The organism is Calidithermus timidus DSM 17022 (assembly GCF_000373205.1).
GTDB lineage: Bacteria > Deinococcota > Deinococci > Deinococcales > Thermaceae > Calidithermus > Calidithermus timidus.
On sequence record NZ_KB890687.1, the window covers coordinates 26,665 to 42,611 of the forward strand.

The window sequence follows — 15,947 nt, forward strand, 5'->3', positions numbered from 1 at the left end:
ATGCTGCCCTTCCCCCACCCCGCCGACGTGCGCGAGGCCGCCGAGATCCAAAGGGCCCTGCGTGGGCGGGTAATCCTGCGAGGCGACCTCGGTGGGGTGCGCTACCTGGCTGCCCTCGACGCCTCGCACCCCACGCGCTTCTCGCGGGTGCGGGGACCTTCGGTGGCGGCGGCGGTGCTATGGGACCGCGCGGAGGGGCGGGTGGTGGAGGCCGCCAGCGCCAGCGTGCCCGAAGAGGAGCTCTTCCCCTATGTGCCCGGCTTCCTCTCCTTTCGCGAGGCCCCCGGCTACCTGACCGCCCTCAGCCGGCTCAGCCGGGCGCCGGAAATGCTGCTGGTCGATGGCATGGGCATTGCTCACCCCAGGGCTTTCGGCATCGCCGCGCACCTGGGGGTGCACCTCGACCTGCCCAGCATCGGGGTGGGGAAGACCCTACTCTACGGCAGGCCCGAGGCCGAGCTGCCCCAGGAGGCCGGGAGCGCGGTACGGCTGCTGGGGTCGGAGGGGCAGGTGGGCTGGCTGCTGCGCTCGAGGGACGGCGTCCGGCCCCTCGTCGTCTCGCCAGGGCATCGGGTGGGGATGGAGGAGAGCCTCGAGTTCGTTCGCTCGCTGCTGGGCAAGACCCGCCTCCCCGAGCCCCTGCGCCAGGCGCACATCCACGCCGGGGAGGCCCGGCGTGGGCTGGCTGGGTAACGCCCGACGGCCCCACCAGAGCCCCTCCTCGCCCCCCTTCGGCCAAATTACCCCGAAGCCTCGAGCGATTGCGCTAAAGTGGCATCAAGTGCCCACCCGGATGTTTTTCCCTCATCTGGGGCCCCCACGGGAAGCGTTTGTGAACGCGCTGGCAGAGGATTTAGCAGGTGTTGAGCGCTGAAGCTCCCCGTGGGGTACTTAGCTTCGTAGCTGCCAGGGCGATATCCCATGCTTCGCGCCTTCCTCAAACGATTCGGACTGTGGCCTACGGTGGCCCTACTCACCCTGGCTTCGGTGCTGGTGTCGGTGCTGGTCACCCTGATGTTCAACGGGGGTAGCGTGGATTCCACGGGTGTGCGCATCGCCATTCTGGTGCCCTGCATCGTGGCTCCGCTGTTCAGCTCGCAGCAGCTTAGGCTCATACAGCAGCTCGAGCGCACCCGCGAGGAACTGCACCGGCTGTCCATCACCGACGAGCTGACCCAGACCTACAACCGCCGCTACTTCATGCAAGTCGCCGAGCATTGCCTGGCTCAGGCCCGCGGGGGGAAGGGCTCCTCCATCCTCATCTTCGACCTCGACGACTTCAAGGCGGTCAACGACCGCTATGGCCACCTCATCGGGGATGCGGTGCTGGCCGAGGTTTGCCGCCGCTGCGCCCTGCGCCTGCGCCGCGAGGGTGTGTTTGCCCGCTACGGGGGCGAGGAATTCGTGGTGTTGCTGCCCGATGCCGACTACCGCGAAGCGCTCGAGGTGGCCGAGCGCCTGCGGCAAACGGTGGCCGAGCGTCCCATCGAGGCGGGGGGTTTTTTCATTCCCGTGACCATCAGCCTGGGGCTGGCCACCCAACGCAGCCCTCATCAGGGCCTTGACGAGCTGCTCAACCACGCCGACGACGCGCTCTATCGGGCCAAGCGGCAGGGCAAGAACCGGGTGCGGGGCTGAAGGCTTCATCGTCGCCGTGTTCAGGCGATAGCATTGAGCCATGTCAACCTTCAAGGCCCTGGTGGTTGAATCCGGTGACCCCTATACCACGCGGCTGCGCGAGCTTTCCCTAGACGACTTGCCCCCCGGCGAGGTGCTGGTGCGGGTGGCCTACTCCAGCCTCAACTACAAGGACGGCCTGGCCATCACGGGTGCGGCTAAGGTGGTTCGCAGCTTTCCCATGGTCCCCGGCATCGACTTCGCCGGGGTCGTGGTGGAGTCGGCCTCGCCCGACTACCGGCCCGGCGACGAAGTAGTGCTCACCGGCTGGGGAGTGGGCGAGCGTCACTGGGGCGGCCTGAGTCAGATGGCGCGGGTTAGGGCGGAGTGGTTGGTGCCCAAGCCCCAGGGCCTGAGCCTGCACCAGGCCATGGGCATCGGCACGGCGGGCTTTACCGCCATGCTGTGCGTGATGGCCCTGGAAGATCGGGGGCTAAGGCCAGATGGGCGCGAGGTGCTGGTCACGGGGGCCGCCGGTGGGGTGGGCAGCATTGCCGTGGCGCTGCTGGCCGGGCTGGGTTACCGGGTGGTGGCCTCCACCGGGAGGCCTCAGGAGCGGCCCTACCTCGAGTCCCTCGGCGCGGCAGAAATCCTCGAGCGCAACGTGCTCACCGCTCCCGCCAAGCCCCTGGAGTCCGAGCGCTTCGCCGCAGCGGTGGATACGGTGGGCGGGGCGGTGTTGGGAGGGGTGCTGCCGCGCATCGCCTACGGCGGCAGCGTGGCGGCCTGCGGCAACGCGGGTGGGGCGAGGCTCGAGACCACGGTCTTCCCCTTTATCCTGCGCGGGGTGAGCCTCTTGGGCGTGGACTCGGTGATGTGCCCGCGCGAGCGCCGCCTGCGGGCGTGGGAGCGGCTGGCCCACGACCTACCCCCGAAGCTGCTGGAAGCCAGCGTGCAAACCGTGAACTTGGCCGCCGTGCCCGAGCTGGCTCAGCAGATCCTGGCTGGGCGGGTGCGCGGGCGCGTGGTGGTGGACCTGACCCAATCCGCTGTCACACCGTGAACCCCAGCGGGATCACCGTCACGCGGTCGCCCGCCTTGGCGCTCTCGCCGGGCTCGAGCATCACCAGCGCGTTACCCTCGACCATCGAGCGCAGCACCCCGCTGGACTGGCTGCCGGTGCTCTCCACGCTGAAGCCTTCTGGGGTCCAGCGCAGGATACCCCGGCGGTAGGCCCGTTTGGAGGGGTTGGCGTCAAAGGCGGTGGTGGCGGTGGCCTGCACCCCGGCGTATGGTGGGTCGTTGCGGCCCAGCAACTTGAAGAGCAGGGCCCGCCCGAACAGGTGGAACACCACCATGCTCGAGACCGGATTGCCCGGCAGCCCCAGTACCGGCAGGCCCCGGTACTCGGCGAAGAGCACCGGCCCGCCGGGCTGGAGCTTGACCTTCCAGAAGTGGATGCGGCCATCTTTCTCCAGCATCTGCCGCACCAGGTCGTACTTGCCCAGCGAAACCCCGCCCGAAGTCAGCAGCGCGTCGAGTGGGCCCACCCCCGCCAGGCTGCGCCCCAGCGCCTCGAGGCTGTCGGGGACTTTGCCCAACACTACCGCCTCGCCTCCAGCGTCTTGCACCTGGCCTACCAGCGCGTAGCTGTTGGAGTTGTAGACCCCGCCATAGGGCAGGGGTTGGCCCGGTTCTACCACCTCGTCGCCCGTGGAGAGGATACCCACCCTGGGACGGCGCACCACCGGCAGGCTGGGGTAGCCCATGGCGGCGGCCAGGGCCACCCGTGCCGCGTTCAGCCAGGTGCCCCGGTGTAGGTAGACCTCCCCCTGGCGCAGGTCGTCGCCCCGGCGGCGGATGTCGGTGGGGTTGGCCGGCTTGAGCAGCCAGACCCCTGAGCCATCGCGCACGGTGTCCTCGAGACGTACCACCGCGTTGGCCCCCTTGGGAATGGGTGCGCCGGTATAGATCGCCACCGCCTGCCCCCGCTGCACCTCGCCGGCGAAAGGCCGGCCTGCCGGGGCCTCCCCGATGACCTCGAGCCTCACCGGGGTGGCTACGGAGGCGGTGACGGTCTCCTCCCCCCGCACGGCGTAGCCATCCACCGCGCTGTCGTCGGCGTCGGGGTGAAAGACCCGGGAGGGCAGATCCTGGGCCAAGACCCGCTGGTAAGCCTGGTTCAGTGGGACCGTCTCGCTCTCGGCAATGGGCTGGGCCTGGTTGAGGATGGACTCGAGGGCCTCTTCAACATCGATGTTCTGGCGCATCCTTACCAGTTTAAACCCGGAGTATACCGGGGTGGGGCCGGGCACCCCACGGCAGCGGAGAGGAAAGCGCTCAAGGTTCCCAAGTCCAGGAACCGGTTCGTCGGGCGGCCCCGGTCGGCTTCGGGGACAACCACGCGGCTGGTGCTGGCGTTTTCCAGGAGTGGCTCGACTGAACCCCACCTCGGTGACCTATCCCGGGGCTGTTCATATGCGCAGGAGTTGCCCCGGGGCGCTGATATACTGGGCCTCAATAGTGGGCGGGGTAGTAGGTGTCCAGCGCGACGAACCGTCTCGTGCTTTTGGGGGCTCCAGAGCTGTGGGTTGGAGGGGAGTGCCGCCCCTTGCCCACCCGCAAGCTCTGGGGTCTCTTGGCCTACCTGGCCCTCGAGGGGGCCCAAGACCGGGAGCGCCTGGCCGCCCTCCTTTGGGAGAGCGAAGGTGGCAGGGCTAACCTGCGTCGGGAGCTGGTCCGCTTACGCCAAGCCGGCCTTTCCCTGGCTACCGAGGGCTCGAGGCTAGTTCTCCCTGAACTCCAGGTAGACGTGGTTCACTTTCTGAACCTCTGTACTGCCAGGCACTACGCCGAAGCCTTGAGCCTGTGGCGGGGGGAGNTTCTAGGGGGCCTCTACCTAAGCGATGCGCCGCTTTTTGAGGAGTGGTTGGAACTGACCCGTGCCCGCCTGGCCGAGCACTACGAGGAGGCCCTCCTGAAGCGGGCGCTGGAGCTGGAGGCCGTGGGGGGATATGCCCAAGCCCTCGGGTTTCTGGAGGAGCTCCTGCGGCGCAACCCCCTCCTAGAGCCGGCCCAAGAAGCCGCCTTGAGGCTCTACGCCAGCACCCAACAACCGGGAAGGGCCCTGGCGCACTACCGCTCCTATGCTGACCTCCTCAAACGGGAGATGGGCCTGGAACCCCCCGAGGCGCTGCGGTCCTTGGCCGAAGCCATCGCCAAGGGTCAGCCCCTCCCCCAGCCGGCCCTGCGGTTTACCCTGGACCGCCCTCCTTTGGTGGAGCGAGAAGCGCCATGGGCAGCCTTGGCTCAGTCCCGAGCCACCATGGTTCTCCTTTTAGGCGAGGCTGGCACCGGCAAAAGCCGGCTTGCTAGAGAGTTTCTCGGCACCCAGGCGGGCTTTCGCGCCCTCTTTCACGAATCCCAAGACAGTCGCTTCGCCTACGGCGGCCTCGCCGCCAGCTTACGGCGGCTGTGGGAGGAGGGGGAAAAGTTTATCGGCTTGGAAGCGCGTTGGCTGCAGGAAGCCGCCCGTTTGGTCCCCGAGCTTAGCTCCGTNCCCCCACCCCGCCACAGCGGCCCCGAGGCCCAAGCGGCGCTGGCCACCTTCCGAGAAGGCCTTTGCCGCACGCTTTTCCATGGCCTTCCCGTAGGGGGTTGGCTCCTCTGGGAAGATCTGCACTACGCCGACCGGGCTACCCTGGAGCTCTTGCCCTACCTGGTACGCCGGGCAGCGGCGGCGGGGCTTCGGGTTCTGGCCACCAGCAGGCCCGAGGCCTTCCTTCCGGATGCGCTCTTGTTTGGGGTTGTAGCCAGCCTGGAGCAGGAAGGGCTGGCTCAGACCATTGCGCTAGAAAACCTAAGCGGGCCAGGGGTTCTGACACTGGTGCGGAACCTCTCCGGCATGGTCACAGGGGGCGTACTTTTCGCTCGGCGCCTCCACGAGGCCACAGGGGGCAACCCCCTTTTCCTCCTGAGAACTCTAGAGCACCTTTTTCAGGAGGGGCTCTTATGGGCCGACGAAGGGGCTTGGCACACCCCTTACGATGAGGACACCGGGGATTACCGGGAACTTCCCCTACCCGAGAGCATTCAGGCCGAGGTGTGGCGGCGGTTGCAGGGCCTCGAGGCCACGGCGGTGGCCGAGGTCCTCGCGGTAAGTGGCCGGCCAATGAGCCTAGAAGGGCTAAGGGCGGTGTTGGGGGGTGAACTTTTGGGTCTGGCGGCCCTGCTGGCAAGGCTAGAGGCCGCTGGCCTGCTGGAAGCTACCCACCAGGGCTACCGCTTCCGGCACGACCTCTTCCGCCAGGCGGTGCTCAAGGGCCTTTCCGCAGCGCGGGCCCAGGCCTTGCACGGGCTGCTGGCCGACCAGGCCCTGGCCCACGGGGGCGATGCCCTTTTTCACCTGGAGGCCGCGGGCCGCCACAGCGAGGCCTGGCGCTTGGCGGCAAAAAGGGCCCAGGAAGCCTTGGTGCGCCAGGCCTTCGCGCAGGCCGAGACCTTGTGGCGCCGGGCGCTCGATAGCTTCCCACAAGCCCCGGGAACAAGGGAGGAAGAGGGGGAGCTTCTTTTAGGCTTGGAGCAAACGCTCATGGTGCTCTCCCGCATTCCGGAGCAGGCCTCTTTGCTGGAGCGCCTTCAGGCGTTGCAGCCTCATTTACCCCCCGCCCAGCAGGCTGAGGTGGGCTTTCGCCAGGTGCGCTTCCTGGCCATGCAGGGGCGGTGGGTGGAGGTGCTGGCTTTGGCGGAGGAGCTCCTGGCCCTTCGCGACCACCCCCGTACCCGCCTCTACCGGGCCGACGCCCTGGCCAACCTGGGCCGGCCTGGGGCCTTGGAGGAAGCCTTAGCGGTGTGGGAGGGAACGAGGGACTGGGCCCTGCGCGCTGAGGCTGCTTACCTCCTAGCCAAGCTTGCCGTTTTGGGGGAAGACGAGAAGGGCCTGGCCCAGTGGCTTGGGCACCTGGCCCACTTGGGAAGCCCTGGCCTTGCCGAGGTGCGCTTGCAGCAGTTCGTTTGCGCCCGGGCTTTGGGCCAAGGAGACCTGCAACGGGTGGTGGCTACCGCTGAGGAAGCCTTGGCTAAGGCAGAAGCCCTGGGCTACCGGGAGGCCCTGGGGGTTTTTCAGAACTTCCTTGGTATGGCCTTGGCTCGCCTGGGGCGGCTTTCCGAGGCCCTGAAAGCCTACCAGAGAGCGGAAGCGTCTTTCGCCGAGCTAGGCCGCCTCCACTTTCAAGCGGGGGTAAGGATCAACTGGGCCGGGCTTCTCCTGCGCCTAGGGGCCTTCGCGGAAGCGGAGATGGTAGGTAGGGCGGCCCTGAACACCTTCCGCAAGATGGAGGAGCCTCGCGGGAGCGTTGAAGCCTTGTTGGTGCTGGGGCAGGCCGCCTTGTGGCAGGGAAGGTTGGCCGAGGCGGAGGGTCTGTTTCGTGAGGGTTGGGCTTTGGCCGAAGGGGCGGCTCTGGCCCAGACTGCCCGGGAGGCCACCACCGATTTGGCCGTTTGCCTTTTCCTGCAGGGTCGGGTGGGCGAAGCAGAGGGCCTTTTACGCCGGGTTCTGGAGGCCCAGCGGACACCGGGGAGCAGCGAGGCTGCTTGGTTGGCCCTGGCCCTTCTTAAGCAGGGCCAAGTGGCGGAGGCCCACGGATGGGCCCGCCAAGCCTATGGGGGTTTGAAGGGCTACAGCGGCTTTCTTCCGGACCTTTTACTCCTGGCCCTTTTGGCAGTGAGTCGGGCGCTAAAGGCAGAAGAAGAGGGGGTAGCGCAGGAGCTTTGTGCCTTGCGGGAGGCCCAACTGGCCGCTGCCCCCAGCGAGTACAGGGAAAGCCTCGAGGCCTTCCACCGCCTGCAGGACCAGCTCTTGGCCTAAAGCGCCGGGTCCTCCCCTTGCAACGTTTTTGCCACGCTTACGCCCTATGCTCCCGGTGTGGAACACGGCCTATACCTTTTGCGGGTGAGGCGAGATGAACAGGGCCAGCTCTTGATTGAGCTCAAGGGCCCCGAGGTCGTCCGTTTTAGCGATTGGAATACCCTCGGCCGCTACGTGGAAGAGTCCCTCGAGGCCGAGAAGGTCCGCCATCCAAAGAGGGGCCGCTCCAAGGGGTTGCGGTAGAGACCAGCCCCCTTGCAACGCTTTTGCCACGCCCTAGCCTCTAGCCTGCATCTGGAGACGAGGAGCGCCCGCAGGGTGGGCCAACGCTCCAGCCCCGCTGGTCTATATCCGGTTCGGGGCGGTGTTTCAGGAGGTGATTAGGGTGAAGGGGTTTCTTTACGGGGTGGGGCTAGCGTCCCTGGTGCTCTTCAGCGCGTGTTCCGGGGGCAACGGGCCGGGCGCTGGAAGCTGTGACCCAGTGGGCCAGGGCACCCTGCAGGTGAGTATCGGCGGCTTGCCCCCTGGGGTAAGCGCCCGGGTCGGGGTGAGCGGGCCGGGTTTCAGCCAGGTGCTCACCGCCAGCCAAAGCCTCTCGCTGGGGGGTGGCAGCTACACCATAGCGGTGAAGAAGACCACCAGCCCGGTGGACGCCTCCACCGTGGTGCGCACCGCCTACGCCGGGACCAGCGACCGGTCCCAGGTCTGCGTGCGCAACAACGAGACCGCCCAAGTGACGGTGACCTACAGCCAAATCCCCAGCAGCAGCAAGCTTTGGACCAACAACCGTCCCCCCAAGAGCGCCGGCGACCCTCCTACCCATGGCTACGCTGGGGTTAGCCTGCTTGCCTCGGGCACGGTGGCCGAGACCGTGGGGGCGGGCACGGTGTCATCGCGCGACCTGACCTTTGACGCCGACGGCAACCTGTGGGTGATCGGAGGCACCACCGTGGACCCCAACCTGGCCCGCTACCCGGCCGGTGGGCTGGGCACTTCGGGCAGCAAAACCCGCGACCGCAGCATCAACATCAATGGCATTAGCTGCTCGCCTGGCCCTGCCCGGCTGGCCTTCGATGGCGGTGGCAATCTTTGGGTCAGCGTTCCCTGCGCCGACAAGGTGGTACGCGTCGGCGCCGCCCAGCTCGAGGCCTCGGGTTCGGTCACGCCAGGGGTTGAGATCACGGGACTTGATGGGCCTGAGGGGCTGGCCTTTGATGGCTCGGGCAACCTGTGGATTGCCAACGCGGGCGCGAAACGGGTGGTCAAGTTCAATGCCAGCCGCCTGGGCGCCAGCACCAGCGGCCCCGACCTCACCATCGAGTCCAAAACTCCGGGCCCGGTGATTGGCACCCTGGACGCCACTCTGCTGGCCTTCGACGCCTCGGGGAACTTGTGGGTCGTGGATTTTGGCGGCAATGTCCTATACAGGCTGAGCAGCAGCGACCAGAGCGGCAACGGCAGCAAGACCCTCACCCCGGCCATTCAGGTGAGTGTTCCGGTATCGGCGCTGCTCGAGGGCATGGCCTTCGACGAGGGGGGTGGGCTGTGGATTAGCTACTCCGCCGGCAAGTTTGCCCGCCTCTCCCCAAGCCAGCTCGCCATGGGTAGCTCTCCGGGAAGCCCTACGGTTCCCGAGCGGGTCATCGAGGGTGGCAACCTGGGCTACGCCAACGCTATCGTCTTCTACCCGGCCCCGGCGGGGTTGCCGCTCTTCCACAGGTTGCCATAGATCTTTATGCCAATATCCCGCCCCTCGCCTCTACCTTTGGGACAGCTTTGGGAAAACCCGAAGAATCGAGGAGGAAAACCGTGAAAAGCAAACTTGTCCGTTTACGCGTCCAGGCTGCCTTTCTGGCCATCTCGCTGCTCTTGTTGGCGGCCTGCGGACGTAGTACCAACCCCGGCCAACTTCCCATATCCACCTTCCGCATCGAGCCGTCCCTTGCTCCACGGGTGGCCACCATTCCCGACCCCGATGGAGGAGCCCCGCGACCGGTGGGGGCTATGCGCGGCAAAAGCGGTATCCAGAGCGAGTTTGTACTCAACGAACTGATGGTCAGCAGCGACGACACGGCAAAGGTGGAGGCCTTAGCGGCCCGCTACGGGGGGCGAATTCTGCGGACGATTGCCCTCGAGGGCGCCCCTAAGCTGCACCTGGTGCAGGTTAACGCCAGCCCCGCGGTCGAGGCCCAGCTTGCCCAGGACTTGCGAGCCCTGGTGCCCGGAGCCCGCAGCGACCTCGAGTTCTCCAGCCAGGAGGGGCTCAACCTGCTGGCCACTGCTGCCCGTGAAGGGGTGAGCCAGAACCTCAAGGTCTCGCTGAACTTTGTTCTGATGCCGCAGGGCATCGCAGAGAGCACAAGCTTCGAAGCCAGCTCCGATACGGTTCCCGTTTCCGAGCGCGCACAATACGACCAAAACGCTTTTAACTGGCCCTACATGAACCGGGGCAGTGCGCAGGACATCGGCGTAGGCGAGGCCTGGCGGCTGCTACAGGCGGGCGGGCGGCTCTCTAACCGGGTAAAGATCGCCATCGTTGATGGGGGGTTTGCCCGCGACCACGTCGACTATCCGGCCGGCCGCAGCATTTACGGCGGCGCAGGCTGGGGCGTCCGCAACCCCTTTGACTGCGGTGGGCGCCCCTGCCCCTGGCACGGAACCCAGGTGGCCCAGGCCGCCATGGGTCTGCCCGACAACCGCCGGGGTGTTGCCGGGCCGGCCGGACCGGTGGCGGAACTGATGGCCATCCAGGTGCCTGGGGACTTTTTCGAGTTCTTACGCTTTGTGGTGACCACCTTGGCGGGCGCGGTGGTGGAACGTCCCCGCATCATCAATATGAGCGGCGCCGGCGCCATACCCGCCGTGCCGGGGGCGCTTTTGGACGCCACCCTCACACCTCTACTGCTTGCTATTGAAACTAGCCCGCTCCGCCCCATCCTCTTTGCCGCCGCCGGGAACGATGGGCGCAATGTGGATGCCGAGGACTGCTTCTTGGGTATCTGCTGGGAGGAGGATCTCTGGGTACCCTGCGAGCTACTCGGGATGATCTGCGTGGGCGGGATGGCTTGGGATAGCACAGCCAGGGCTGGAGGCTCTAACTTTGGCAGCGACCGGGATTTTTTCTCCGTGGACATCTATGGCCCCTACACCCTCTGGGGCGGCCCAGACCCCGATAGCGAAGAAGTGCGCCGCATCAACGGCACCAGCTTTGCTACGCCGTTTGTGGCTGGGGTGGCGGCGCTCATCTGGGCGGCGAACCCTGGGCTGCTCCCCCAGCAGGTTGAGCTGATTTTGTACGAAACCGCCCACAATGGCGGCGTTCATGGCGAAGGCGGGCACCAGCGGCGGGTTAACGCCTATGGCGCGGTGAGCCGGGCCTTGGGCAACGTGCCTCCCTTTGTGCGTATCGATAGCCCTACCGAGGGCTTCGTGCGCTCCTGGCGCTTCCCCGTTCTGCTGGAGGCCTACACTTACGACCCCGACACCCCCGGCACCCCCAGCGTGAACTGGAGCAGCAACCTGGAGGGCAGCTTGGGCAGTGGCAACCGGACGAGTGTGGAAAGTCTACGCCTCGGCAACCACCGCATCACCGCCACGGCCAGCTCCGGCGGCCAAAGCGCCAGCGCCAGCGTGAACATCACCGTCCGCAACGACCCGCCCAATGTGCAGATCGTAGAACCCATAAGCGGCAGTACGCTTTGCACCAACACCCCCATTGATTTCCGGGCCACCGTGAGCGACCCCAACAACTTTGGCGCGCACCCCTTCCCCAGCAGCAACGTTGTCTGGCGCGTCGGTAGCACCAGTTTTGGAAGCGGCCTCTCGGCCAGCCGCACCTTTACCACCCCCGGCAGCTACACCGTAAGCGTCCAGGCCACCGACGACGCCCCGGCCCCCCACACCCTCTCGGACACAGATACGCTGAATATCAACGTGCAAACCTGTACCAACAACCCGCCCACCGCCACCATCACCAGCCCCGCCACCGACCTCGACGTGACCCCCTCGACTTTCGACGCCAACGGTTATTACTACCAGCTCACCCTGCAGGGCACCGCCTCTGACCCCGAAGACGGTACACTCAGCGGTGCTTCCCTCGTCTGGACCACCAACCGCGCCGACGTCCAGCCCGGTGGGCCCTCCACGGGCGACCAGACCCTGGGCATGGGTACCACGGTCACGAATGTTCGGCTCTACACTACCTGTGCTGAGCCCCACTTTGGCACCGTGGATCACCTCATCACCCTTAGGGTCACCGACAGCGCCGGGAACACCGCCACCCGGACGCGGCTGGTGCGGGTCAGAACCGTTTGCTAAATCGAGGTTTGGAATGTGATGGAGGGCCCTAAAAGCCTTCCATCACTTCAGCAGGTGACTCAACCTCGAGCCATCATCTCGCACACTCAAGGTACCTGCGAAAGGGGGTCGTATGAAGAAACTCTTGGTTGTGCTTGGAATTGCCCTATGTGCCCTGGTACTGGCCCAGGCGGTGCAACGAACCTACCGCCTCATCATCAACGGCAAGGCCGCCGAGGGGCAGGCGGTGGTGGTGGGGGGCAAGACCTACGTTTCGCTCGAGGCGCTCAAGGCCGCCGGGGTACGGGCCAGCCTTTCGGGCACCACCCTGAGCCTCACCCTGCCCGGTGCTCCGCAGGCCCAGGGCGGGGCCAACCAGGTGGCGGCCTTGGAGGGTTGCCTGAACGAGTGGCTCTTCAACGGCATCTGGCGTTTCCGGGTGCTCGCCGTAGAGCCCTTGCCCCCCGGAGGGCGGGAGGGCTGGAAGGCCAAGGTGGAGCTGCGCAACGGCACCAACGTCAACGGTGTGGCCCTGGCTGGTACCGGCTGGCAGGGCCTGCTCTTGGCCCTGGACAACGGCAACACCATCGAGTCGGGCTACGTCCAGATGCGCGATAAGCCCTTTGCCCAGGGGACCGGCATGGTGCAGGAGGCGGTGTTCTACTCCAAGGAGACCGACCGCACGCCCACCAAGCTGCTGTTGCTGCTCGAGCCCAAGAAGATGCTGACCACCCTCCCGGTTCGCTACAGCGTGGCCGACCCCAGCTTCCGGGTACGGCTGGACTGCCGCAAGTAGGAGGAATGCCCATGAAACCGCACCTGTGGCTTTACCTTCCGATCCTGGGCCTCCTGACCGCTTGTCCCAACAATCCACCCCCACCCACTTTAGGCAAACCTGCCGATTTTGTTGCCACGGTGGGCTCGAGCACCTCCATCGGGCTGTCCTGGCGCAAGGTGGAGGGCGCTACCGATTACCAGATTGAGCGCAAGGTGGGCAGCGGCAGCTTCGCCCCCCTGGTCAGCGTTCCCCACGAGGTGGGCGGCCCTCCTGGGCAGAGGTACACCGACACCGGCCTCCTGCCCAGCACCCGCTACACCTACCGCATCCGGGCGGTGAACGCCACCCTCCAGGGCGAGTGGGCCACCTCGGCCGAGGTGGAAACCCCTGCGGGAGCTTCCACCAAGTACCGGGTACGGGGCTACTGGTTGGGGGCCAGCAACCCCAACCTGTACCTCTCTACCGATACGGGTGTGAATTTCAGCGCAGCCACCGTGAGCATAAACGGTACAACCCTCGCCTATCAAAATCCACCGGGTTCCTACCGTGCGCCCAGCATCCCCGGCGCTACCGCAGGCACCGTGCTCAACCTGAGCATCACCGTGCCGGAGGGCACCATCACCGGGGCGGCGGCCATTCCCGAAGCGCCCACCCTCACCTTCCCAACCGCTAGTGCCTCCATCCCCGCCGGCCAGCCCCTCACCGTCACCTGGAACTACACCGGTTCCGACCCCGACCGCTTTTATCTGCAACTCCTGGGTAATGGACCGCTGAACTATGTCGTGACCAATATCCCTGGCGCCGACCGCAGCCACACCATCCCAGCCGATCAGGTGGTGGTTCCCACCACCGGAAAAGCCTTCCTCTATTTGTACGCCGTCAACGACGGCAAGGCTAGCTTTAGCGGGCCGGTGCTGCCCACTTCGGAGATGGGGGTGCAAGCCAGCACCAGTGTGGAGTTCGATATCGTTCCGTAAGGCGCTCGCGGGCTGTGCTCAAGCCCCCAGTATCCGAGGCCCCCTGGCTCTGCTCAAACCCCACCCCCGTCGCCACCGACTCCCGAATTTGCTCCGGCGTATAGCCCAGCACCTCGCTCAGCACGGCCCCGGTGCGTTCGCCCAGCAGCGGCGGATGGGCCGGGGTCTGGGCCAGCGGCGAGCCGATTAGGGGAATGGAGCCCAGGGTGGGGGGTTCGACCTGCTGAATCATCCCCCGGGCCTGGGCCAGGTTGTTTACCGGCGTCACCGGAATCCCGGCCTGGGTGAAGCGCTCGAGCCACACCGCGGGCCCATGCTCCGGGCCGCCTCAGGCTCAGCGACAGTGCCGAGAACACCGCCACCCAGATGTGGCTGGTGCGGGCGCCCTAGCATCTGAGGGGGCTTGGCTTTACACTTCTTTTTGTGCTAGGACGCGGAGCGGTGCCAAGCCGTGCCCACGAGCCAGCGCAGGAGGCTAAGAGCACCGTTGGAGAAACTCAAGCGCTACACCGCCAAAGATGCTGAAGAAACCTACCTGGTGCCCCATTGGGCCGCCGGGTTTTTTCGTGTGGGCGAGGACGGGCACCTCGAGGTTACCCCGGAGGGCAACGGCGGACCGAGTGCGTCGCTGTACGAGATCGTCACCGATCTGCGCGACGAAGGCCGCCCTCTGCCGGTGATGTTGCGCTTTCCCCAGATCCTCGAGGCCCGCGTGGTCGAACTCAACGAGGCCTTCCGCCGGGCCATCCATAAGTACGGCTACCGCGGCAACTACCAGGGCCTCTTCCCGGTCAAGGTCAATCAGCGGCGCATGGTGGTCGAGACCATCGCCCAAGCCGGGAAGCCCTACCTCCACGGCCTCGAGGCCGGCTCCAAGGCCGAGCTCGCGCTGATCCTGGCCCAGGATTTGCACAAGGACGCGCTCATCGCCTGCAACGGCTTCAAAGACGACGACTTCATCCGGCTGGCCCTGATGGGCAAGAAGCTGGGCAAGAACGTCGTCATCACCCTGGAGAAGTTCGCCGAGCTGGGCCGGGTGATGCGCATCGCCAGGGAGCTGGGCGTCGAGCCTGCCATCGGCATCCGCTACAAGCTCAAGACCAAGGGCAGCGGGCAGTGGGAGGAATCGGGCGGCGAGGCGGCCAAGTTTGGCCTGACCACCCCCGAGATCATGAAAACCGTGGACCTGCTGGCCGAGGCCGGGATGCTGGGTACCATCAGCATGCTGCACTCGCACATCGGCTCGCAGGTCACCGACATCCGTCGCATCAAGCAGGCCGTGCGCGAGATCGCCCAGACCTACGTGCAACTGCGCAAGCTGGGCGCCCCGGTGCGCTACCTCAACCTCGGTGGCGGGCTGGCGGTGGACTACGACGGCTCCAAGACCGCCTTCTACGCCTCGGCCAACTACTCCCTCTCCGAGTACGCCGAGGACCTGGTCTACGTCACCAAGGAAATCTGCGACGGCCACGGCGAACCCCACCCCACCCTGGTCACCGAGAGCGGGCGGGCCATCACCGCCTACCACAGCGTGCTGGTGCTCGAGGTCGTCGACACCATCAAGCCTCCCGGCGAGGATAAGGTCGAAGAGCCCGAGGACGTCCACCCCGTCGTCAAGGACATGTTCGACCTGGCGAGGAGTATCTCGGCCAAGAACTACCGCGAGGTCTACCACGACGCCTTCTCCAACAAGGACACCCTGCAGAACCTCTACGACCTGGGTCTGATCTCCTTGCGCGACCGCGCCCTGGCCGAAAGCCTCTTCTACCAGATCGCCCGCAAGACCCTCAAGTTCGCCCTCGAGCTCGACTACCCCGCCGACGAGCTCGAGGACTTGCAAAAAATGCTGGCCGACAAGCTGGTGTGCAACTTCTCGCTCTTCCAGAGCCTGCCGGATTCCTGGGCCATCAAGCAGCTTTTCCCCATCGTCCCTCTCTCACGCCTCGACGAGCGCCCCACCCGAGAGGCCACGCTGGTGGACATCACCTGCGACTCCGACGGCAAGTTCGACCGCTTCATCGACCTGCACGACGTGCGCAACACCCTACCCGTCCACGAGATCCGTCCGGGTGAGCCCTACTACCTGGGGGTATTCCTCACCGGGGCCTATCAGGACGTGCTAGGCATGAACCACAACCTCTTTGGTCGCATCGGCGAGGCCCACGTGCGGGTGGATGCCGACGGCTACGAGATCGAGCGCTTCGTGGTGGGCGAGAAGGCCCGGCGGGTGATCGAGAAGATGGGCTACGAGGAGGGCGAGCTGGCCGAGGCGGTGGAGAAATTGGTGCGCTCTTCCCGGCTCACCCCGGCGGAAAAGGGCGCCTTCATGGAGCAGTACGCCCGCGAGCTGGTGGGGTACACCTACCTCGAGGACTAGCCTTTTCGCAGCGGGCGATCTGTTGGGTCGCCGGCG

The 15,947-nt window shown here is 66.2% G+C and carries 11 protein-coding genes; 9 read left to right on the forward strand and 2 right to left on the reverse strand.

The features are described 5' to 3' along the window. The 3 genes from B047_RS0100135 to acuI all read left to right on the forward strand — a co-directional run bounded on the left by B047_RS0100135 (nt 1) and on the right by acuI (nt 2,680). A complete protein-coding gene (locus B047_RS0100135; protein ID WP_018464930.1) occupies nt 1-693 on the forward strand; it encodes an endonuclease V in 693 nt (230 codons plus the stop codon). A gap of 270 nt (nt 694-963) precedes the next feature. Then, nucleotides 964-1,638, forward strand: coding sequence for a GGDEF domain-containing protein (locus B047_RS15880; RefSeq protein WP_169336580.1), 675 nt, complete (start codon nt 964-966; stop codon nt 1,636-1,638). Between the two features lie 40 nt (nt 1,639-1,678). Continuing rightward, nucleotides 1,679-2,680, forward strand: coding sequence for an acrylyl-CoA reductase (NADPH) (gene acuI, locus B047_RS0100145; protein ID WP_018464932.1), 1,002 nt, complete (start codon nt 1,679-1,681; stop codon nt 2,678-2,680). Here the strand turns inward: acuI and B047_RS0100150 are convergent. Next, entirely contained in the window at nt 2,670-3,887 is a 1,218-nt protein-coding gene (locus B047_RS0100150) for a molybdopterin molybdotransferase MoeA (protein ID WP_018464933.1), read from the reverse strand. The genes acuI and B047_RS0100150 overlap by 11 nt on opposite strands. Before the next feature lie 542 nt (nt 3,888-4,429). Between B047_RS0100150 and B047_RS17085 the strand changes: the two genes are divergently transcribed. The 5 genes from B047_RS17085 to B047_RS0100180 all read left to right on the forward strand — a co-directional run bounded on the left by B047_RS17085 (nt 4,430) and on the right by B047_RS0100180 (nt 13,534). Beyond that, nucleotides 4,430-7,483: an ATP-binding protein gene (locus tag B047_RS17085; protein WP_476695743.1), complete on the forward strand. Its 3,054-nt coding sequence runs from the start codon at nt 4,430-4,432 to the stop codon at nt 7,481-7,483. A 385-nt stretch (nt 7,484-7,868) separates the two neighbouring features. Then, entirely contained in the window at nt 7,869-9,212 is a 1,344-nt protein-coding gene (locus tag B047_RS0100165) for a Vgb family protein (protein WP_245533660.1), read from the forward strand. A gap of 80 nt (nt 9,213-9,292) precedes the next feature. Beyond that, nucleotides 9,293-11,800 (forward strand): S8 family serine peptidase, encoded by a 2,508-nt coding sequence (locus tag B047_RS15890; RefSeq protein WP_018464937.1) that lies wholly within the window; start codon nt 9,293-9,295, stop codon nt 11,798-11,800. 112 nt (nt 11,801-11,912) lie between these two features. Beyond that, nucleotides 11,913-12,575, forward strand: a complete 663-nt coding sequence (locus B047_RS17090; protein WP_018464938.1) for a hypothetical protein — start codon at nt 11,913-11,915, stop codon at nt 12,573-12,575. 11 nt (nt 12,576-12,586) lie between these two features. Further along, nucleotides 12,587-13,534 (forward strand): fibronectin type III domain-containing protein, encoded by a 948-nt coding sequence (locus tag B047_RS0100180; RefSeq protein WP_018464939.1) that lies wholly within the window; start codon nt 12,587-12,589, stop codon nt 13,532-13,534. On the opposite strand, the gene B047_RS18240 is transcribed toward B047_RS0100180, so the two are convergent. Further along, nucleotides 13,458-13,838, reverse strand: coding sequence for a hypothetical protein (locus tag B047_RS18240; protein WP_245533661.1), 381 nt, complete (start codon nt 13,836-13,838; stop codon nt 13,458-13,460). The two genes, B047_RS0100180 and B047_RS18240, sit on opposite strands and share 77 nt — an antisense overlap. A gap of 183 nt (nt 13,839-14,021) precedes the next feature. Between B047_RS18240 and speA the strand changes: the two genes are divergently transcribed. Continuing rightward, nucleotides 14,022-15,911, forward strand: a complete 1,890-nt coding sequence (gene speA, locus B047_RS0100185; protein ID WP_018464940.1) for a biosynthetic arginine decarboxylase — start codon at nt 14,022-14,024, stop codon at nt 15,909-15,911. The last annotated feature ends 36 nt before the right edge of the window (nt 15,912-15,947 follow it).